This is a genomic window from Azospirillum sp. UENF 111221, from assembly GCF_058780625.1.
This window is the reverse complement of record NZ_JBSNCH010000001.1, coordinates 81,656-102,216: the sequence shown is the minus strand read 5'-3', so window position 1 is coordinate 102,216 and position 20,561 is coordinate 81,656. Positions and strand designations below refer to the sequence as shown.

The 20,561-nt window shown below is 63.9% G+C and carries 13 protein-coding genes and 3 pseudogenes; 9 read left to right on the top strand and 7 right to left on the bottom strand.

Annotated features, from left to right (window positions below):
* The first annotated feature begins 97 nt into the window (after nt 1-97).
* The 3 genes from ACWPN3_RS00370 to ACWPN3_RS00360 are packed head-to-tail and all read left to right on the top strand — an operon-like array spanning nt 98 to nt 2,843.
* Nucleotides 98-1,222, top strand: a complete 1,125-nt coding sequence (locus ACWPN3_RS00370; protein WP_492242352.1) for an HlyD family secretion protein — start codon at nt 98-100, stop codon at nt 1,220-1,222.
* Nucleotides 1,219-2,346, top strand: coding sequence for an MFS transporter (locus ACWPN3_RS00365; RefSeq protein WP_492260981.1), 1,128 nt, complete (start codon nt 1,219-1,221; stop codon nt 2,344-2,346). Before ACWPN3_RS00370 ends, ACWPN3_RS00365 begins: the two co-directional genes overlap by 4 nt.
* Nucleotides 2,298-2,843, top strand: coding sequence for a hypothetical protein (locus ACWPN3_RS00360; protein ID WP_492260980.1), 546 nt, complete (start codon nt 2,298-2,300; stop codon nt 2,841-2,843). Before ACWPN3_RS00365 ends, ACWPN3_RS00360 begins: the two co-directional genes overlap by 49 nt.
* A 179-nt stretch (nt 2,844-3,022) precedes the next feature.
* Here ACWPN3_RS00360 and ACWPN3_RS00355 read toward each other — a convergent pair whose 3' ends face one another.
* Nucleotides 3,023-6,322 (bottom strand): FG-GAP-like repeat-containing protein, encoded by a 3,300-nt coding sequence (locus tag ACWPN3_RS00355; RefSeq protein WP_492260979.1) that lies wholly within the window; start codon nt 6,320-6,322, stop codon nt 3,023-3,025.
* 349 nt (nt 6,323-6,671) lie between these two features.
* Nucleotides 6,672-8,405 (bottom strand): annotated as a pseudogene (locus ACWPN3_RS00350) (beta strand repeat-containing protein); the annotation flags it as partial.
* Nucleotides 8,406-8,880: 475 nt separating this feature from the next.
* Here ACWPN3_RS00350 and ACWPN3_RS00345 point away from each other — a divergent pair.
* A complete protein-coding gene (locus tag ACWPN3_RS00345) occupies nt 8,881-9,648 on the top strand; it encodes an IS6 family transposase (RefSeq protein ID WP_492242355.1) in 768 nt (255 codons plus the stop codon).
* Nucleotides 9,649-9,906: 258 nt separating this feature from the next.
* Here the strand turns inward: ACWPN3_RS00345 and ACWPN3_RS00340 are convergent, their stop codons facing one another.
* The 4 genes and pseudogenes from ACWPN3_RS00340 to ACWPN3_RS00325 all read right to left on the bottom strand — a co-directional run bounded on the left by ACWPN3_RS00340 (nt 9,907) and on the right by ACWPN3_RS00325 (nt 12,674).
* The gene (locus ACWPN3_RS00340) at nt 9,907-11,706 is read right to left on the bottom strand and encodes a hypothetical protein (RefSeq protein WP_492242356.1); all 1,800 of its coding nucleotides are present in this window, start codon (nt 11,704-11,706) and stop codon (nt 9,907-9,909) included.
* A 73-nt stretch (nt 11,707-11,779) separates the two neighbouring features.
* Nucleotides 11,780-12,011, bottom strand: a pseudogene (locus ACWPN3_RS00335) (transposase domain-containing protein); the annotation flags it as partial.
* Between the two features lie 169 nt (nt 12,012-12,180).
* Nucleotides 12,181-12,357: pseudogene (tnpB, locus tag ACWPN3_RS00330) on the bottom strand (IS66 family insertion sequence element accessory protein TnpB); the annotation flags it as partial.
* A gap of 8 nt (nt 12,358-12,365) precedes the next feature.
* The gene (locus ACWPN3_RS00325; RefSeq protein WP_492260978.1) at nt 12,366-12,674 is read right to left on the bottom strand and encodes a helix-turn-helix domain-containing protein; all 309 of its coding nucleotides are present in this window, start codon (nt 12,672-12,674) and stop codon (nt 12,366-12,368) included.
* Nucleotides 12,675-12,782: 108 nt separating this feature from the next.
* Here ACWPN3_RS00325 and ACWPN3_RS00320 point away from each other — a divergent pair, with 108 nt between their 5' ends.
* A complete protein-coding gene (locus tag ACWPN3_RS00320) occupies nt 12,783-13,436 on the top strand; it encodes an IS6 family transposase (RefSeq protein WP_492242672.1) in 654 nt (217 codons plus the stop codon).
* A gap of 172 nt (nt 13,437-13,608) precedes the next feature.
* On the opposite strand, the gene ACWPN3_RS00315 is transcribed toward ACWPN3_RS00320, so the two are convergent.
* Nucleotides 13,609-14,865, bottom strand: a complete 1,257-nt coding sequence (locus tag ACWPN3_RS00315; RefSeq protein ID WP_492242358.1) for a patatin-like phospholipase family protein — start codon at nt 14,863-14,865, stop codon at nt 13,609-13,611.
* A gap of 508 nt (nt 14,866-15,373) precedes the next feature.
* Between ACWPN3_RS00315 and ACWPN3_RS00310 the strand changes: the two genes are divergently transcribed.
* Genes ACWPN3_RS00310 through ACWPN3_RS00295 form a run of 4 tightly spaced genes read left to right on the top strand, consistent with a single transcriptional unit; the run spans nt 15,374 to nt 20,327 of the window.
* Nucleotides 15,374-17,398, top strand: a complete 2,025-nt coding sequence (locus ACWPN3_RS00310) for a hypothetical protein (protein WP_492242359.1) — start codon at nt 15,374-15,376, stop codon at nt 17,396-17,398.
* A 1-nt stretch (nt 17,399) separates the two neighbouring features.
* Nucleotides 17,400-18,989, top strand: a complete 1,590-nt coding sequence (locus ACWPN3_RS00305; protein ID WP_492242360.1) for a ComEC/Rec2 family competence protein — start codon at nt 17,400-17,402, stop codon at nt 18,987-18,989.
* A 25-nt stretch (nt 18,990-19,014) separates the two neighbouring features.
* Complete coding sequence (locus ACWPN3_RS00300; RefSeq protein WP_492242361.1) at nt 19,015-19,815, top strand: hypothetical protein; 801 nt, start codon at nt 19,015-19,017, stop codon at nt 19,813-19,815.
* A 53-nt stretch (nt 19,816-19,868) separates the two neighbouring features.
* The gene (locus ACWPN3_RS00295) at nt 19,869-20,327 is read left to right on the top strand and encodes a T6SS effector amidase Tae4 family protein (RefSeq protein ID WP_492242362.1); all 459 of its coding nucleotides are present in this window, start codon (nt 19,869-19,871) and stop codon (nt 20,325-20,327) included.
* Nucleotides 20,328-20,561: the final 234 nt, after the last annotated feature.

Genomic DNA, 20,561 nt, shown 5'->3' with positions numbered 1-20,561 from the left:
GATGCGGAGGGGAGCGGCAGCGATCGGCCGCCGCTCCCCTCCGGCGACACTCCGACGCGGCGGTGGCGGCCGGTCACACCCAACAGGGAATAAGGGAATGGACAGGATCGAGGGCAGGGGGGCCGCCGTCGCTGACGCAAGCGTCACCGGCGACCGTTCCGCGGTCGGCGCCGCCGCGGCGCCCCCCGGCAAAAGAAGGACCGCGGGCGTGCTGCTGTGCCTCGGAGCCGTGCTGGCCGCGACGGGCGGATGGTTCTGGGCTGGTTCGAACGGCGGGACGGCGACCGACAACGCCTATATCCGCGGCGACGTGACCTCGCTCGCCCCCAAGGTTGCCGGCTACGTCATGACCGTCGAGGTCGAGGACAACCAGACCGTCAGGGCGGGCGACATCCTGTTCCGGATCGATGACCGCGATTACCGCGCGCGGCTTGCCCAGGCGTTGGCCAACCTTGACGCCGCCTGGGCCCGGCTTGCCGACGTCGATGCGGAGACCCGGCTTCAGTACGTCCTGATCCGGCAGGCCGAAGCCCAGGGACGGTCGGCCATGGCCGAGATGACTCTCGCGGCCAAGGCCTACGACCGCCGCCGCGAACTGATCCGCGGCAACGCCGTCAGCCAAGCCAACCTCGATGAAAGCGACGCGGCGCGCTTGAAAGCCGAGGCAGGCGTGTCGGCCGCCTCGGCGGCGGTCGATGCCCAGCAGCAGCGCCTCGCCGTCCTGGCGGCGCAGCGCGACGCCGCCGCCGCCGCCGTGGCCCAGGCTGAGGCGGCGCGCGACCTCGCCCGGATCGATCTCGAGAGCACCGTGGTGCGCGCGCCGGTCGGCGGCATCATCGGCAACCGCCAGGTCCGCGTCGGCCGCCTCGTCGCGCCGGGCGCCTCCCTGCTCGACATCGTTCCGGTCGACGATGTGTGGGTGGTGGCGAACTACAAGGAAACCCAGCTCGAACACATCCGGCCCGGTCAGCGCGCCCGCGTCACCGTTGACGGTTATCCGGACGGGACGCTCGACGGCGTGGTCGACAGCCTCGCGCCCGGCAGCGGGTCCGCCTTCAGCCTGCTGCCCGCGGACAACGCGACGGGGAACTTCGTTCGCGTCGTCCAACGCGTGCCGGTGAAGATCCGGCTCGTCGGCAACCGGCTGCCCGGCCGCCTCGTGCCCGGCCTGTCGGCGCGTGTCGAGATCGCCAAGGGAGTTGCCCAGGGAGGCGACCGATGACCGCCGCCCCCACCACGGCTCCCGCCGCCATGCCGGTCCGCGAGGGGGCTGCGGCCGAAGTTTTCCTCGTCGCCGGCATCCTGCTCGCCACACTGACGGAGGCTGTCGCCGGTACCGTCCTGTCGCTCGGGCGCGGCGACATCATGGGCGACACGCATGCGACCCCCGACGAGTTTGCCTGGCTGGACATCGGATACACCACGCTCAAGCTCATCGGCTTCATGGCCGCCCCCTGGCTGACGGCCCGCATCCCTCCGCGCGGAGTGGTCGTTGCCTCGACCCTGGTCATGGGCATGGCGTGCGGCATCGCCGCCCTGACCGATCGGCTGGACCTGCTGGTCGCCCTTCGCGCCATCCAGGGCTTCGCCGGCGGCATCCTGCTCGTCGGGGGACAGGCGATCCTTTTTCTCGCCTGCCCCCGGTCCCGTCAGCCGGTCCTTCAAGCCCTGTTCGCCATGGGAGCCGTCGTCGCTCCCGCGACCATCGCCCCCGCCTTCCAGGGGTGGCTGTTCGACAGCCAATCCTGGAACTGGATCTTCTTCAGCGTCTTTCCGCTGGCCCTGGCGGCAGCGGGACTGCTGCTGATCGCCGACGGGCCGATGCCCGCCGCGACCGCGCCCCGTCTTTTCGATGGGATCGGCTTCGCCTTGATCGCCGTCACGTTCTTCTGCGTCACCTGCGTCCTCAGCCAGGGCAGCCGGTGGGACTGGTTCGAGGAGCCCCGCCTCCTGTGGCTGGCCGTGACCGGCGGAGCCGCCCTGCTGGTCTTTCTGGCCCAGCAAGCGTCGATGAAGGGCCGGGGGTTGCTCGACGTCTCCCCCTTCGCATCGGACGCCTTTTCCTTCGCCTTCATCGTCAGCTTCGTCGCCGGAGCCGCCCTGTTCGGAAGCGCGTTCCTGAATTCCGTCTTTCGCCCTGTCCGTTCTCGCCTTCACCCCCACCGAGGCCGGTCTGCTTCTGTTACCGAGCGGCGCGTTTTTCATCGGCTCGCTCCTGATGGTCGCCTTTCTGATTCAGGTGCGCCGCGTCCCCGTTCGCGACGGTGCCCTTCGGCATCCTGGCGATCATGGCCGCCATGTGGATGCTGTCCGGCTCGACCACCGAGAGCGGCGCCGGCGATATGATGGCGACGATCCTGCTGCGCGGCCTAGGCCTTGGCTTGCTGTTCCTGTCGATCACCCTGATCGCTTTCGGCACTCTCGACCGCCGGAATTTGGCGGCCGGAATCGGCCTCTTCAACATAGGGCGCCAGCTCGGCGGCCTGATGGGAGTCGCGGCGCTCCAGACCCTGATCGACCATGACGTCGCGGCCAACGCCGCGGTCCTCGGCGCCCACCTCACCGCGGGCGGCCCCATGCTCATCGAGCGGCTGACGACCACCGCAGCCGCGCTGACGGCGAAGGGGCTGGAGGCGGCGGCGGCGAGCCGGGCCGCGACGAGCCTTCTGGGCCGGTCCGTGACGGGTCAGTCTACGGTGATCGCCTTCGACACGGCGTTCATCGCCGTCGCCCTGCTCTTCGTCATCGCCGCCCCCGTGCTGATCGGCATCAAGATCGGCCTTTCCCGCCGTAGGATGGCGCACGCGGCGCGGTATCGCCGCGCCGGCAATGAAGCCCGATAGCCGCTGTGGGCACCGGCAGGCGGGCTGATTGACCGGGGTGGCGACAGCGGCGCCCAGCCCGTCACCATGGGTACGGTGCTCATGCCGCGGGGCCTCCTTTTCGCGACACTCTGATCCGCCTGGATCAGAGCGTCCGCTTTCCCACCCTTTGACGGACAACCGGCAGCCCGGCTGCAGCCTCAGGCCGATGGCACCACCCAGATGTCAGTTGCCGACAGCGAGCGGACGTTCAACAGGGCAATGGTGGTTGCCGACATTGCGCCACTGCCATCGGGATCGTAGGACAATACACCTGTCGTCGTGTTGAATACGAAGCGGTCATCGGCGTCGCCCGGTGCGTTGTACGCCAACCGGCCTGCATCAAGCTGGCCGGTTGGCAGGTTGCCGAACGCAGAGCCGACAACCTCGATCCAGTCGGTGCCGGACTGGAAGTCGGTGACGACATCGGCTCCATTCCAGGGACTGGAGAACAAGAAGATGTCCTTGCCAACTCCGCCGGTCAAAGTATCACTGCCGGGTCCGCCATCAAGCACATCGTTTCCCATTTGTCCGTTCAGCAGATCGTCGCCCACTCCACCTTGGAGAGTATCATTGTCACCAAGTAACCAAGTGTAAGTACCTTGGTCGGCAAATCCAATGATGTCAGCGGAACCATCACCGTCCACATCTCCCAGAGCACGAGGATAATGATCGTAGCTGTTCCAACCTGAATCCTGATTATAGGCGTTGCCGATGGTGACAACATCGCTGAAGGCTCCATTCCCTCCCTTTATGCCGTAGGCGACTTCGGTCCAATGTTCAGCGAATCCGACAATGTCGTCGCAACCGTCCCCGTCGATGTCGGCGAGCATCCGTGGATAAACTTGCTGGGAAGTCCATGAACTGCCGGTGGAGAAATGCTGGAGCTTCAGCTGCGACGGCTGGAACGTTCCGTCGCCGTTGCCACGGGCCACATAGACGCCGTTGGAACCAAAGCCGACGATATCGAGTTTATGGTCACCATCGATATCGGCAAGCCGACGCGGATAGGTGTTGTCACTCTTCCACCCGGTGTAGCCGAACTCCGAATCCGTCAACGCTAGATAGTTGAAGCCGTTACCCTGCCGGTTGAGGCCGACGTAAACGCCCCCACCTCCAAAGCCTATGATGTCGTCGTACCCATCGTTGTTCACGTCTCCGACAAGACGTGGAAAGGTATCCTGACTGTTCCAGCCCTGTGCCTTCCCGAACAGATTGTTCACCATACCAATGTTGGTGAAGGTTCCGTTTCCGTTGCTCAATCCAATATAAAGACCATCGGGATGGAAAGCGAAGATATCGTCCTTTCCATCTCCATTATAGTCTCCGAGCAATCGCCGGTAACCATCTTGATTGGCCCAGCCGGAAGTTGAAGTGAAGATGGTCTGGCTGGATGAGGCGATTATAAAGGTTCCGTCGGCTTGACCGAAAGCGGAAACAAGATAATTCGAACCGAAGCCAACGATGTCGGCCCGCCCATCGCCATTGATATCTCCAATTTGTCGAGGATACAGGTTCTGTGACGTCCAACTGGTCGCCTGGAAATAGTTCAGCGACAGGGTATAGTTGACATCACCGTTGCCATTCAGCGTGTCCTGCCCGGTACCTCCGTAGAGCTGGTCGTTACCGGCTCCGCCTATCAGCGTATCATTATCGGCACCACCAAGAATGGTGTCATTGCCGCGCCGGCCGTCGACAATGTCATTGCCGCATCCGGTATCGAAGGTTTCGGGAGCTGAGGTTCCGACAATGGTATCGTTGGAGCATGGCCCATTGGCCACAACGGTAACGGGAATAGTTGCATGCGCGATCTGGATGCCACCTTTCCCAGTACCGGCATTGTCAGATACCGACAGGGTGATCGTGCCACTACCCGTGAAACCCGATGCCGAACAGTAGGTGAGCGATCCCAGAGCAGCACTCAGCGCGGCCAGATTGCCCTCCACCGTCATGGAGGTGCCTCCATTGGTTGTGCCGTCTATAAATGTCAGTCCGCCGGTCGCGCCGAAGGATAAGGTGGCGTTGTTGGCAACAATGCTGAGCCTCATTTGCGTGAGTCCGGCATCAACATCCTTGAGGCCAATCGTGGGCACTTTAAGATCATGCCCTGTGAAAGCCGACAGCGAAGCAGGCGTCTGAAGTTGCGGTGCGTCGTTGACAGGCAAGATAGAAATAGCGACCGTTTTGCTGTCGGTCAGAACAGGCCCGCCTGCGCCACCGGAATCAGATACGTCGATGTGAAGCGTGTCGGCCCCATTGTAGTCCGCAGCCCCTTTATAGCGCAGCGTAGCCAGTGCTCCGTTCAACGCCAACTGTGTTCCTTCCACAGTAATGGCATTGCTATCCTGTGCGCCCGCTATAATCGTCAGGCTGGAAGTGTCGGTAAAAACTAAGGTTCCGTGGCTAACTGTCAACGACAGCTGCATTTTGTCATTGCCTGTGTCGATATCGGCAATGGTGAGTCCAGGAAAATCAAGGCTAGTATCTTCGTCAATGGTTTGAGGGGCAGGAACCGAGATCTGAGGCGCGTCGTTGCGGCCGGCAACCGTCACCGTCACCGTCCGCGCCGTCGCGTCGCTGCCGTCCGACACCCCATAGGCGAAGGTCAGGCTGGCACTCTGCCCCGCCGCCAGCCAGCCGAACTGGGCCGGGTCCAGCCCCAGCACGCCGTTGCTCAGGCTCACCGCCGCCGCCGGCCCACCGGTCTGGCTCAGCCCCGTCACCGACAGCGGGCTGCCCTCGAAGTCGAAGACTCCTTGCAGCAAATCCACCGACAGCACCGCCGCGTCTTCATCCGTGGCCGCCGTCAGGTTGCCCGGCAGCAGCGGTGCGTTGTTGGCGTCCAGCCGCAGCAGCGCATCGGCGAACTGCACCCACTCCACCCCCTGCAGCGTGTCGGTGCCCTCGCCCGACGCCGTCGCCTGGATCGTCCAGTCAGAGCCGACCTTCGTCGCCACATAGTCGCGCACGCTGCCCGAGTAGACTGCGGTGTCGCTGCCCGAGCCGCCGACCAGCGTGTCGTTGCCGCCGCGGCCCTCCAGCACATCGTTGCCGGCACCACCGTCTAGCCGGTTTGCCCCGCTATCGCCGCGTAGCGTGTCGTTGCCCGCCCCGCCGGTCAAATGCTCGATCGACAGCAGCGCGTCGCCCGCGGCGTCGCCCACCGTGCCGCTACCGCTGGCGAGGTCCACCGCCACCGCTGCGGTCGAGGAGACATAGCTGGCGGTGTCGCTGCCCGAGCCGCCATCCAGCGTGTCGGACCCGGCGCCGCCGATCAGCGTGTCATTGCCGGCCCCGCCAGACAGGCTGTCGTTGCCCGCCCCGCCGTCGAGCAGGTTGGCCCCGCCGTCGCCGGCCAGCGTGTCGGCGAAGCCCGAGCCGGTCAGGTTCTCGATCGACAGCAGCACGTCGCCCGTCGCATCGCCCACCGTGCCGGCACCGCTCGCCAGATCGACCACCACCCCGGCCGCGGCCGTCGCATAGCTGGCAGTGTCGGTTCCGGTTCCGCCGTCCAGCGTGTCGGCCCCGGCTCCACCGATCAGCGTGTCGTTGCCGGCGCCACCCGACAGGCTGTCGTCGCCGCCGGCCCCGGTCAGACGGTTGGCCAGATCGTTGCCAGTGCCGGTGAACGGGCCGCTGCCGGTGTAGGTCAGCAGCTCGACATTGGTGCCCAGCGCGTAGAACCGCCAGGCTGGTGCGGACCTCGTCGGTGCCCTGGCCGGCCAACTCCGTCACCACGTCGCCGGCATCGTCAACGATGTAGACGTCGTTGCCGCCCCCACCGGCCATGCTGTCGGCGCCCAGCGCGCCGTCCAGGATGTTGGCGCCGCTGTTGCCGGTCAGCACGTTGTTCAGTTCGTTGCCGGTGCCGCTGATCGCCGCCGAGCCGGTCAACGTCAGGTTCTCGATGTTGGCGCCCAGCGTCCAACTGACCGAGGCGCTGACCGTGTCGATGCCCTCACCCTCCAACTCGATCACCACATCGCCGGCGTTGTCGACGACGTAGAGGTCGTTGCCGGTGCCGCCGATCAGCGTGTCGGCCCCGCCGCCACCATTCAGCGTGTCGTCACCCTCGAGACCGGTCAGCAGGTTGGCGCCGCTGTTGCCGATCAGCAGGTTATTGGCCGCGTTGCCGGTGCCGGAGATGGCGGCCGAGCCCGTCAGGGTGAGGTTCTCGAAATCGGCCAGCAGGGTGTGGCTGATCGAGCTCTGCACCGTGTCGATGCCCTCGCCCGGCAGTTCGATCAGCACATCGCCGGCGTTGTCGACGACATAGGTGTCGTTGCCGGTGCCGCCGATCAGGGTGTCTGCCCCAGCCCCGCCGTTCAGCGTGTCGTTGCCCTCCAGACCGATCAGGACATTGTCCGCCGCCGTGCCGGTCAGGCTGTTGTCGAGTTCGTTGCCGGTGCCAGTGAGGGCGCCACCGGTCAGCACCAGCGCCTCGACATTGGCGCCCAGCGTGTAGTCGATGGCGCTACGCACCGTGTCGCTGCCTTCGCCAGACAGTTCGACCACCATGTCGCTGGCTTGATCGACGATGTAGGTGTCGTTGCCGGTACCGCCGATCAGGCTGTCCGCGCCAGCGCCGCCGTCGAGCCAGTCATTGCCGGCAGCCCCCGCCAACGTGTCGTCGGCCGCCCCGCCGCGCAGGGTGTCGTTACCAGCGCTGCCTGTACCGGCGAAGCTGCCGGAGCCGGTGTAGGTCAGCACCTCGACATTGGCCGCCAGGGTGAAGGCGGACAGCGCCGTCCGCACCTCGTCGGTGCCCTCGCCGGCAACCTCCACCACCAGATCGGCGGCATCGTCGATGATGTAGGTGTCGTTGCCGGCGCCCCCCACCAGCGTGTCGAGGCCAAGCCCGCCGGCCAGGGTGTCGTTGCCCGCGCCGCCCTGGAGGCGGTTGTCCAGTTCGTTGCCGGTGCCGCTGAAGGCGCCGGTGCCGGTGAAGGTCAGCGCCTCGATGTTGGCGCCGAGCGTATAGGCGGTGAGCGTGGTGCGGACCTCGTCACTGCCCTCGCCGGTCAATTCAGTGACGACGTCGGCGCTGTCGTCGACGAGATAGACGTCGTCGCCCAGCCCGCCGACCAGGGTGTCGTCGCCCAGGCCGCCATCGAGCGTGTCATTGCCGTCCAGCCCGCTCAGGTTGTCGGCCCCGAGGCCACCGGTGAGACGGTTGTCCAACTCGTTGCCGCTGCCGGAGAAGGCGGCCGCGCCGGTATAGGTGAGGTGTTCGACCCCATCGGCCAGAGTATAGGCCGCAAGGTCGGTGCGGACCTCGTCGGTGCCTTCACCCGCCGCCTCGACGATGTGGTCGAGCAGGTTGGCGATCAGGTAGAGGTCGTCGCCGCTGCCGCCGGCCAGGGTGGAGCCGACCACCGCATCGGCCGGGCCACCGCTCAGGGTGTCGTTGCCGACCCCGCCGAACAGGCTGTCGGCGCCCCCGGCACCATCGAGGCGATCATCGCCATCCAGACCGTACAGCGCGTCATCGGTCAGGCCATCGATGATCGTATCGTTTCCACTGGTACCCGTCTGGATCGACATCGGACAGCGCTCCCCCAAGCGATTGGAGAGTTAGCTGTACGAATGGAATGCACATGAAGTCAATTCTTGCGTGAGTTGAGCAAGATGGTGCTGTTCGTCCAGGAAACCGCCGTTTGGCGGTCAGCCGCCCCAGTGTCCGGAAACCCACGGCTACGACGGCTTTCCGGACAAATCGATTGTCGGACGGCTTTCCGGACAAGCCTGAATGCCTTCAGGGAGGAAGGCTGTGGGCCTCTACATGACGATAGCGGCCCTTTTCGCGACAGCCTCTGATCCGAAGCGAACTGTTAACCAAATCCACTTTGCGCCGCGAGTGGATACGTCACTTTCAAAAAAACCTATCCAAACCAAGCTCATATATCGGTCATTGTTGAAGCCAACGGACAAGCTCTCACTCTTGTTATGCTTTAAGCGGCTCTGTTGCAAAGTTTGCCGGCAGGCGGCGGAATGGCTGGAGGTTGGACGGAGCCAAGCCGTGTCGGACTTCAAAGGTCGCCACTTCGAGGGTGAAATCGTGCTCTGGGCAGTGCGCTGGTATTGCCGGTACGGCATCAGCTATCGCGACCTTGAGCAGATGATGGCCGAGCGCGGCGTTTCGGTCGATCACTCGACCATTTACCGCTGGGTCCAGAAGTACGCGCCGGAGATCGAGAAGCGGCTACGCTGGCAGTGGCGCTGCCCACGGTCAACCAGCTGGCGGGTTGACGAGACCTACGTGAAGGTGGGCGGCAAGTGGGCCTACCTGTACCGAGCTGTCGACAAGCATGGCAACACCATCGACTTCTATCTCTCTTCCACGCGGAACACCACCGCCGCCAAGCGCTTCCTGGCCAAGGCGCTGAACGGCTTGAAGGCGTGGGAGACGCCGACGGTCATCAACACCGACAAGGCGCCAACGTATGGGCCAGCCCTGGCGGAACTGAAGGCCGAGGGCAAGTGTCCCGAGGAGACCGAGCACCGGCAGGTCAAATATCTGAACAACGTGGTGGAGGCCGACCATGGCAAGCTGAAGCAGCTGATCCGTCCGGTGAGGGGCTTCAAGACCCTGAAGACGGCCTACGCGACGATCAAGGGCTTTGAGGTGATGCGGGCGCTCCGCAAAGGCCAAGCGTCCAGCTTCAACATCACCCGCGACATGCGGGGCGAGGCGCGCCTCGTCGAACGCGCCTTCAACGTCGGACCCTGCGTGCTCGCCGAGGCCGTGCAGTTCATCAGCCAGCAACTCGAACTCCAGCACGCATAGCGTCGGCGGTAATGCCCGTAATCATCATCTCGCGCCTGCCGGCAAACTTTGCAACAGAGCCGGCTCTGGTAGCGTTGTTCGTAAGACTCCAGTGAGCGTCGCCTTGCGAACGCGATGACGACGTCGGAGGATTGCGTAGCGCACATCATCGCGCAGCCTCAAGCGAATGGAAAGCGTCATGGCTTACCAGCCGTTCGAGGTTCTGACAGGCGGCATGCGGCGGCGGAGCTACACGGCGGATGGATACGATCCTGCGACTCAACCGCGCCTGATGAGGACAAAATCAACCTCCACGGTGCCGATGCTCTCGGATCTCAGCCGCTCCATGATCAGTCCATCGAGACCATAGAGTCCTTCGGCGTCGGTGACCACCAGAACGACGGGGTGTTCGTCGAGCAATGCGAGAGTGGAACCTCGCAGATCGGTGGAGGTTCCACGTGGCGTTGTGCGCACGGCGGACAAAGCCGACGTTAAAGGACGCCGTAGGCGTATCTGATTATCCACCAGCACAGTATCGATTCTGTCGTCGCTAACCAGTCCCAGCAGCAGTGTGGGAAAGTCGTCCGAATCGAGCACGGACGCCATCGACAGCGAAATGTCGATAACAACGGCCGATGCGACACACATCCCGCGCGAAATTGGAGCCTTTACATACTCTTTCACCAAGGTGCGGAGCTTTTCCCGCGCTGCATGATGACTAGCGGTCAGCTCCCCGATGGCTTGGCAACGATCGCGTACATCAGCATCAACGTCGAAAAAGTGCTCGCGGGCCGGCCCGTGGCTGACGAGAACGACCTTGGCATCGCGGTGTGCACGGGCATAGTCGACCATGACCTCGCGGAAGCGGGTGGAATGCCGCTTGTAGTGCTTCACCTCGATTACGAGCCCGCAGGTTTCGCTCCCGCCACTATCCCGCCACAGGCTGTAGTCCGGCTGGACGTTGGCGCTGCGACCATGGCCGATTGGGGCGGCCAGCGGACTGCGCCGCTCTGCGTAAAGCTTGACGGTAGGCCAAGAACTGCGGACGGTGGCGACGACGGTCTCCCGAAACGCAAAGGTGATCGCACCGTCCTCGTGGTGTAGCTCGATCTCGTGGTCAGCCAGGGCGCTCACGATCTCTGTCGCGAGCCATACCGCATAAAGTTCATGGCGCTTCTGCCAGAGCGGCAAGGAAAGGATGCGTTCCAGTTCGGGCAGATCGATGCGAACACCAATTCGCCGCCGTGGATAGACCGCATACTCAGCAGCAAGGTTCCGCGCGAAGGCCACACGGGCGGCTTCGTCCAGCATCGGGTACCGTCCGAGGCACGCAACGGTGCTGCCGAGCCGGTAGTCGGTTTCGTGCTGAGCGATGGTACGTGGGCTGAAGCCGTCCGCTCGATCAATCGCATATCCGCGGGCACGGTGCTCTTCGATCATGCTTTTGCGGTTCGGCCAAAGCTGGCGGATGATGTCAACCGACGCCATGGCGATGGCAGCGGCGTCGGACAACTCCGGTGGAAGCCGCCCTGGATGGAGCGATGTGGGAAAAGGCCCGTACACGCCACGGGCGTACGCCGCAAGCCATTGGTCGACGTCATCAAGTCCCGTATGACCTGTCGTGCCCGCACCCAGGAATTCTAGTGCCTTATCCAGTCCCGCCACATCAATCGATCCACGGTGAACGGCCCATGCACCCTCGGAGTCGATGGCGGGAACATTCAGCTCGCTCTCTACAGCGTCCCAATGTTCGAGGAATCGTTGGAAATGCACAAGATCGAGGTGTTCATCTTCGATCCGGATCGCCCATGCACTTCGCCCCTCGCGGGCACCTGCCGCCTGGAAAAAGTCCAAGATGGCGCGGAACATCACCACATAGGGCTCGGCGACACCGAAAAACGCCCGAACCAGATCGTCCGTGGAACAGGCAAGCAATGCGTCACGCAGCGTTGCAGCCGAAGGTCTCAGTGCCGTTCGGAGTGCTTCTTCGATGTCCTCGTCGCGCCCGCTGCACTCGAGGCCGCCTGCGGCGCGGAGCTGGCTCCAGGCCGTCACACTGTCGCGCGCCACATCCTTCATGTTCTGGTTCTCCTTTCCACTGATAGTAAGATAAGCATCCGGTGGGAGCCGCGGTGGCCGCTGAATGCGACCGTCAGGCAGCGGCCCTGCGGTCCTGGGTGGCCTTCCAATTCCACGGCAGGAGTTCATACAGCCGGGACTGGGACAGGTCGGCGGTCCAAGCCAGGACGCCGGCCAACCACGCCTGCGGGTGGACGTCGTTGAGCTTGGCGCACGATCAGGCTGAACATGAACGCCGCCCGCTGGCCGCCACGGTCGGAGCCGGCGAACAGCCATGCCTTGCGGCCGAGAGCGATGCCGCGCAGGTCGGCGATCTCGTCGGCAGAAGAGACAGTCGGCAGGATGGCGAGCATGGCACCAGTCTACCCCGGAACGCCCGGGAACTGTTGGATTTCCGAACCCAGAGCCGCCCCACGAGACATTTTGCCGCGCTAATCCAACGGCGGTGGGCCGCCAGATTTTCTGCGGGTGGCGCCAGTCAATGCCTTCGAGCAAATAGCCCATCTGCGCGACCGAAATCGAGACAGCGCCGTCCGCCGGAGTCGGCCAGATGAAACGCCCCCGCTCCAGCCTCTTCATGAACAGGCAGCTGCCCTGACCGTCATCCCAGATGATCTTCACCAGATCGCCGAAGCGCGTGACATAGTGCATCCCTCCTTTCAGAGTCCCGGCAACCGCATCATTTCATCTCTATGATAATCAACGAGGTTTTTCGGGCGTCGCGCCTTTATCTCGTTCACGCCCGTTCGTACGGCATCCGTGTCCAAGGCGGCGGCTGGGATGTGCCAAGGGGCTGAGGGGATAAGCTGCGTTGCTGGCAAGACGCCACGTTGGATGAGGCGGTGAACGGATGGGATGGAGATGCCGAGCCGCTTTGCCGCCTTGTCGGCCGTCAGCGTCTCGAGGCGGGGCACGGTCGGGTCGAAGTCGGGAAGGGACAATCGCTCCCGCAACAGCCGAACCGCCATAGCCGTCCAGGTGGCATTGTCACGGGAACAGTGGCGGCGCGACCGTGGTGGCATTATCTTGCTCGGAGGTCGCCGCTCTCGTATGCCCGGCATTAGTTTCCGCCCTCGATCATCCAGCATGCGATCTGGCTGTATCTCCGGTTCGTTCTGAGCTACCGGGACGTCGAGGAGCTACTGGCTGAACGCGGCGTGGAGGTGTCCTACGAGACCGTCCGCCGCTGGGTCCTGAAGTTTGGGCCGGCCATCGCCGGCAACCTGCGGCGCCTCCGGACCAAGCCCAATCCGCGCTGGCATCTGGACGAGATGGTGATCAGGGTGAGCGGCCGGCTCCTGTACTTGTGGCGGGCCGTCGATGATGAAGGCGAGGTGTTGGAGGTGCTCGTCCAGCGCCGGCGTGACAAGGCTGCGGCTTTGAAGTTGATGCGCAAGCTGCTGAAGAAGTATGGCTTCGACCCCATCCGGGTCACGACCGACAAGCTCCGGTCCTACAGGGCCGCTTTCCGCGAACTCGGTCTGACCGCCCACCATGTACAGGGGCGGCGAACGAACAACCGCGCCGAAGTCTCGCACCAGCCGGTGCGGCGACGCGAGCGGAAGATGCAGCGGTTCAAATCGCCCGCGTCCGCTCAGCGCTTCGTTTCCCTGCACGCCGCCGTCTACAACTGCTTCAACCTCCAACGCCACCTGGTATCCCGCCGTACCCTGCGCACCGTCCGGGCGCAGGCCAAGGCCGACTGGCTGGTAGCGACCGCTGCGGCGTGAGCCCGTCAGGAAATCGAAGCATGCTGCGCGCCGGCCCAGTTTTCGTGCCAAAGCCTTCCCGTGACAATGCCGGCGCAGCCGTCCGCCGCCGCTAGTGGGCTCGGCGCCCGACGGCGCAGCGTTCGCCTCGAAGGCTGTCGGGGCGTCCCTGCTTTGTCAGCCGAGCAGGGTATCAGCCGAGCGGGGCGTCGGGATAGGGCCATATGGCGGGAGCCGCCAGCGGCTGGTCAGGGCCTCGGTATCTGGCCCTGACGCTCCGGTCGCAAATGGCGTAGCCCCAGTTCACGAGGCGCTTCGACGTCTCCCGACCCAGATCGCTCAGGCGGGTCGGCACCCGGGCGAGCTCGTCCGTCAACTTCTGGCTGCAGGGCAGCGCATCCGGCGGTGCGAGCTTCTCCGGATCGGTGTCGATCCCCCAATAGGCGCCCATGCGGTCGCGTGGATCCGTCCAGCCGTCCGGGCGCTTCTCGTCGCCGAATCGGGCGTTGCCACGCTTCATTCGGTCGATCAGGTCGCGGCGGCGCAAGGCGCGTATTTGGTTGTCGGTGACGTCGAGAATCCGCCGCAGCTGTCCCAACCAGTCCGTGGCCACTGCGGCCGACCGGGTGAATGGTGCGCCTCCATCGCTGACGAAAAGGGTCATGTACCGTTTGACGATCGGCTCGATGCCTTGATTGTCGTATACGCCGCCATCGGTGAGGATGACGCGGGCACGTAGGTCGTCCAGGTCTTTCAGCGGGGGGGTGGGGCGGGCATCTGGCCAGTCCGAGAAGGCGCCGATCGGTGGCTTGAGCACCAGCGGAGAGAGGACAGGCGGGAAGGCGGAGGACGCCGCCACCGCTTCGGCGACCAGGAAGTCCGGCTTCTCAATGCGGCCGACCAGATAATCGCCGGCGTAGGGTTTCGAGAACCGCCAGAGCACACCAGTCTGCAGGTTGGTGGCACAGAACACGAACCGCGGCTCGTCCGGCATGCCGGCGAGCGTGATGTTCCCTTCGATGATGTGCTCATAGCTTTTCGCCAGCGTCTCCGCCGCGGAGGTCCAGGGGAGAAGCCCGGTGATGGCGTCCACCACGTCGATGTGCCGGGCGGAGAAGTCGAACAGAGACTCGACGACCAATTCGCGGAATCCTTGGAGCACCGGGTTTCCGGGAACATGCATGGCGGTCCACACCGAGGCCAGCCGGCCGACGGTGATGGAGCCGCCGGAAACGGACGACACGCGCTTGACTTTCGAGAGCAGGCCGAGCTCGTTCAGCCGCATCAGGGCGCCGGCGTGGAACAGCATGGCACGGAAGCCGCCACCGGACGCCCCGAGACCGATTCCCGACTCCAGACCGTTGCCTTCCCAGCGGAAGGAAGCCGCACGCTCGTCCAAAGTCGGCTCCGGCGGAGCGCCGGACACGGAATCGTCCGTTTTTTCCGTCATGTCGTTCTCCCATTCGCTGGTGGGGGGTACAGGTTTTCCGAGGTCTGCGAGACCGATCGGAGTGCTCATCCGTCCGTGATGTGCTGCATCCCGGCAATTGCGTCTTCCCAGGTGTCGGTCGAGAGGTCCTGAGCCTTCCCATACCGCCAAACGTATACTTGGAGGCCCTGCGATGTGCCGCGACGCCAAGTTTCTCGTGCGATTCGGAAATTGTCTCGCAAGATAATAATTTTGAAGTCTAAGTATAACGGCTTTAGGCTGCGTCGAAATAGTCCTCCTGATGGGCTTGCCATTTATCGAATGGTATCCAGACAATTCGCCAAATGGGAGCTTGTTTTCCAGGAAAGATTGTGATGACACTTGAGTTATATGGTGTGCCGTTAGTGGGCATCACCAGTTTAGATGATGCCACCTTCTCAATTTTTCCCTTTATGAGCGTGGGCCGGGCGGGTGGTCGCGCGGGCCCGTAGTCGCACATGCCCAGGCGCATTGACCGGGAGGACGAGGCGTGACGCACAGCGATCTGATTCCCGACCCAGTGTGGCGCAAGCTGCGCATCTTCGCCTTCGACCCGAGCCTGTCGAGCCAGTTCGACACGTCGGCCATCGGCGAGATCACCATCGCCATCCCCTGGGAGCCCGACTTGCAGCCGGGCCCGGTCGGGGAATATATCGAGGTGGTCGATGTCGACCCGGCGAGCGGCACCGCCTATCGGCCGGTGGACCTGAACGACCCGCGCATCCTCGCCCAGGACGGGCTGGCGCCGTCGGAGAGCAACCCGCAATTCCATCAGCAGATGGTCTATGCGGTGGCTATGGCAACCATCGGGCATTTCGAACGGGCGCTCGGCCGGATTGCCTTATGGTCCGCGCATCGTAGCGAGCGTTTCGAGGTGCAGTTCGTGCGCCGGCTGCGCATTTATCCGCATGCCCTGCGGGACAGGAATGCCTACTACAGCCCGACCAAGAAGGCGCTGCTGTTCGGCTATTTCCCGGTCGGACGCAGAGATGCCAACAACGCGCCAGGCACTCTGGTCTTCACCAGCCTGTCACACGACATCATCGCGCACGAGACAACGCATGCACTGCTCGATGGCGTCCACCCACGCTTCGGCGAACCGGTCAACCAGGACGTCCTCGCATTCCACGAGGCATTCGCCGACATCGTCGCGCTGTTTCAGCGCTTCTCCTATCCGGGCGTGCTGCGTAACCAGATCGCTCGCACGCGCGGCAACTTGGCTGGAGAGAATCTCCTCGCACAGCTGGCCCAACAGTTCGGCAGGGCTTCCGGCCGCGGCAGCGCGTTACGCGATGCGCTCGGCCGGATCAACCCGGATACTGGCCAGTGGGAACCACACAAACCGGATGTCCATGCCCTCGACAGCGTCGGCGAGGCGCACGCACGCGGAGCGATCCTCGTGGCCGCCGTGTTCGGCGCCTTCCTGAAGGTCTACCGGTCCCGTACGCTCGACCTCTACCGGATCGCTACGGAGGGGACCGGCGTGCTCCGTGAAGGCGAGATCCATCCCGATCTCGCCAACCGCCTTGCCGACGAGGCGTCGCGCTGCGCCAATCAAGCGTTGCAGATGTGCATCCGCGCCATCGACTATTGCCCGCCGGTGGGGATCACTTTCGGCTCCTATCTGCGCGGCATCGTTACAGCCGATTACGACCTCAACCCCGACGACCTGGACGGCTACCGCCTCGCCTTCGTCGAGAGCTTCCGGCAGTGGGGCATCTATCCGGCCGGGATGCGCAGCATGTCGGTAGGCGGTCTGCTGTGGCCGAGCGGCGAGGAGGCGATGGAGGAGGCCGGCATCGGCGTCTCCCCTAAGGAGGTGAGCACGCTGTTCGACACGCTGGCTGACGAGGAAATGGACATCGAGGGACTGGCTGCCGAGGATGCCGCCGACAAGGAGGATCCGCAGTCCGCCGGCCGTGAATCATCCAGGAAGCTGCAGCCATGGAACCTCGAAGGCGATCGCCGCAGGACATGGGAGGGGATCGGCACCAACGCGGTGGTTCTCTGGCGATGGCTGGTTCATGGCAGAGGACGAGAATTCGCCCCGGCCTTTGGGATCGAACTGGAGCCGGAGCGCGTGCCAGCAACGGTCTTCCGGTCTCGGTCCGGCGGCGTCGCCATTGAGGTCCATTCCGTCCGCACGGCATTGAGGCGGACCCTGCGCGGCTCCACCCTGCCGACCCTGGTCGTCGAGATCACTCAGCGACGGCGCGGCTATTTCGACCCCGCCCTGCAGCGGTGCAAGGATGCCGAGAAAGACCTGAGCCGATCGGAGCAGGGCGATTTCCGCTACCGGTCCGGCTGCACGCTGCTCATTGACCCGGTGACCATGCAGGTGCGCCGGGTCATCCGTACACCTGCAACCATCGCCGACGATGCGGCGCTGGATCGGCAGCGCCGCTTCCTGACGGAAGGCGGGCTAGAGCCGCCGAACGCCTTCGCGATCGCGCGGGCGAGGTCGAGGACGCGCGAACCCTTCGCGCTGCTGCATCGGGACAGTGAGGGAGCGTGACATGTCGGTCGATGAACAGACCCAGACTGCCGATCCAGCCACCGCCGCAACGGCGCCCAAAGCGTCCCGGCTTATTCCGCTGCAAGGCACCGCGGTCGTGCGGCTGTACCGCACCGGGCATGGGGACTGCTTTCTGCTCGCCTTCCCAGGCGAGATCGATGACGAGCCCGCCTACGTTCTCATCGACTGCGGCTACAAACCCGGGTCGCCATGTAAAATCAACACTAAGATCGCCGACATCGCGCAGCACATCGTCGACAGCACCGGCGGGTACATCGACGTCGTCGTCATGACGCATGAGCACCAGGACCACGTCAACGGCTTCACCAAGAAGAATTTCAAAGATCTGAAGATCGGCACCTGTTGGATGGCGTGGACCGAGGATCCCGAGGACGCTCTGGCCGAAAAGCTGCGCATCCGGTTCAAGGACCGCATCCTGGCCCTGATCGAAGCACGCCACCGTCTGGCCGCCGATGGCGGCGACGAGGAGGAGGTCGGGCGGATCGACGACCTTCTGGCCTTCGAATTGGGGGGAGACGAGGAGACACTGGATCTCGATGCCGTCGGCCAGGAACTGTTTGGAGCCGCCGGGAGCGGGGTCTCCATGAACAAGCAGGCGATGAAGCTGGTCCGGGAGCGCGCGAAGCACGGTGCGCGCTATCTCATCCCTCACGAGGAGATCATGACCATTCCCGGAACCAGGGACGTCCGCGTTTTCGTCCTGGGACCGCCGCGCGATGAGGAACTGCTCGACCTGCTCGACCCGGAAGCGGGCGAAGAATTTCATGGGGTAGCGCCGATGCGGACCTCCCTCGCCTCCTATTTTGCCGCTGCTGTGACCTCGCGCAACGGCAATGGACAGGGCGCGCCGTTCGCCACGCGCTACGCTCTGCCGTTGGAGGCAGCCTTCACCGACCGCCAGTACGGCCCTTTCTTCACCAAGCATTACGGACCGGCCGAGCCGCCGCCCAGGACATCGCCTGAGGCCGAACTCGAGGCGCCGGGTAACGCGCCCTGGCGGCGCATCGACCGGGACTGGCTGGGCTCCTCCGAGCAATTCGCCCTGGCGATGAACGACCAGACCAATAACAGCAGCTTGGTCCTCGCCTTCGAACTCGGCAAGGGGGGCAAGGTCCTGCTGTTCGCGGCCGACGCCCAACGGGGCAACTGGCTGTCCTGGGCTAAGCGCGACTGGCACGACGACGGCATGCCGGTGACGGCAAGGGACCTCCTGGCACGGACGGTTCTCTACAAGGTCGGGCATCACGGAAGCCACAATGCCACCCTGAACGGAACGGCCGACGACGAGTATCCGAACCTCGCATGGATGGGACAGGGCAAGCACGCGAAGGAATTCACCGCGATGATCACCGCGGTGCGGTCCTGGGCCGAAACACAGAAGGGCTGGGATCACCCCTTGAAGGCGATCAAGGACGCGTTGCGGAAGAAGGCCTCCGGACGGGTGTTCCAGACCGACACCGATGTCGAAGCCATGGCCCCGGAGGGCAACGGCCAGGAGGCGGCTTGGAGCGACTTTCAAAGTCGGGCCAGAGGCGAACCGCTCTTCTTGGACTACACGGTATCCCGCTGACAGACTCTGGAGGGAGGCACCGGCCATGAGGAACGCACTCTCGGTTCTGATCCTGAGCCTGTCCATGATGCTGCCCGTCCCGGCGGAAGCGGCCGAGTTGCCGGCCGTGACGTTGGGCGAGGGAGATGTCTACACCAAGTCCCTGCGCGCATTGACGATGCTGTTCGTCGTCGCGGTGCTGCTTGAGAATGCGTTCGCCATCATCTTCAACTGGCGGATCTTTCTGACCTATTTCAGCCTGAGAGGCGTGAAGACGCCGATCATGATCATCGTCAGCTTCATCATTGTGACGCTGTTCGACCTCGATATCCTCGCGGCTCTGATCAATGCCTACCAAGCTCCCCCGGGCAATGCATCGGGTTTCATGTCGTCCTTCGTCACGGCGCTGATCCTGGCGGGCGGCAGCGCCGGTGTCCACAACATCATGTCCACCCTGGGATACCGCGACCAGCGCACGGTCGAGGAGGTGGAGAAGCGCCCCCCTGGGAACGCTGCATGGCTTGCCGTCACCGTGACCCTGAAGACTGGCACCGTGGGCCCGGCAATCGTGCATAGAGGAGGGCCGATGCCGCCAAGGGGCGACGGCACCGATCCGCTGCCCATTGCCGGCACCGTCAGTTTCCGGCGACCGAGCGTGCTGGCCCTGATGCTGCGGAACAACAACCGTTTCCCTCAGAATGGGGGGTACACGCTCCAACCGAACCAGCTCTACGAGGTTTGGGTCACCGCCGAAACGGATCAGGGTGCGATCGTAAAGGTACAAGCCGGGGGCGGGCCGCTGGTGCTTGCGCCCGGCGCGATCGTCAACCTGTCGGTGACGCTCTGACTTGATCTGGGCCAGCGGAAACTGCCGCCACGAACCAAAGGGAGCACGATAGGATGAGCGTAAGCTTCTCGAAACTCCGGCAGAACTATCCGGCGGCTCCGAAGGCGGAATTCTATCAAAGTCTCGGCGGGCAATGGCCGAACCTCGTCAACGATCCGAAATACGCCAACACTTGTGCGATACGGCTGTCCGTTGCATTCATGAGGTCGGGTCTCGCCATTCCGCAGCAATACAAGGAGGCGATCACAGGGAATGGCGAACCACTTGCAATTAAGGTGAAGACTATGGGTCAGGTTGTCAACGCATTGATTGGCAAAAGTTACTGGGGAATCAGCAAGGAACCCGGCAAGAGCGTGGATATTCCGGCCAGATCAGGCATCATAGCTTATCATGTGGCTTGGAGCGATGCGACGGGGCATTTCGACCTGTGGACCGGCTCAGGCTTCGTTGGAAGCGGAAACATGTCCGACATCAAGGATGGATTCGATGTCGAGCTGTGGTCCCTGCCATAATTCAATGATGTTGCGGCAAGGCTTTCCAACAACCTTGGAGGCTGCGGGCTCATGATTTCCGGCAGCCGGTAGACGGCATCACCGTCGGACTGCTCATCGCATATGGCGGCGCGATCTTCGCCAGCATTCGCAATCTCGCGACCGAGGACTCGTCCTGGCAATACCCAATGAAGGCGTCCTGGTTCCCGGTCTACCACCCGTCGGGGCGACGATGGCGCTGATGCTTGCCGTCAG

What these genes read in the sequence shown, in the direction of transcription:
- ACWPN3_RS00370 (WP_492242352.1), top strand. Translation starts at nt 98, where the DNA reads ATGGACAGGATCGAGGGCAGGGGGGCCGCCGTCGCTGACGCAAGCGTC.
- ACWPN3_RS00365 (WP_492260981.1), top strand. Translation starts at nt 1,219, where the DNA reads ATGACCGCCGCCCCCACCACGGCTCCCGCCGCCATGCCGGTCCGCGAG.
- ACWPN3_RS00360 (WP_492260980.1), top strand. Translation starts at nt 2,298, where the DNA reads ATGTGGATGCTGTCCGGCTCGACCACCGAGAGCGGCGCCGGCGATATG.
- ACWPN3_RS00340 (WP_492242356.1), bottom strand. Translation starts at nt 11,706, where the DNA reads ATGAAGGATGTGGCGCGCGACAGTGTGACGGCCTGGAGCCAGCTCCGC.
- ACWPN3_RS00325 (WP_492260978.1), bottom strand. Translation starts at nt 12,674, where the DNA reads ATGGCGGTTCGGCTGTTGCGGGAGCGATTGTCCCTTCCCGACTTCGAC.
- ACWPN3_RS00315 (WP_492242358.1), bottom strand. Translation starts at nt 14,865, where the DNA reads ATGACGGAAAAAACGGACGATTCCGTGTCCGGCGCTCCGCCGGAGCCG.
- ACWPN3_RS00305 (WP_492242360.1), top strand. Translation starts at nt 17,400, where the DNA reads ATGTCGGTCGATGAACAGACCCAGACTGCCGATCCAGCCACCGCCGCA.
- ACWPN3_RS00300 (WP_492242361.1), top strand. Translation starts at nt 19,015, where the DNA reads ATGAGGAACGCACTCTCGGTTCTGATCCTGAGCCTGTCCATGATGCTG.
- ACWPN3_RS00295 (WP_492242362.1), top strand. Translation starts at nt 19,869, where the DNA reads ATGAGCGTAAGCTTCTCGAAACTCCGGCAGAACTATCCGGCGGCTCCG.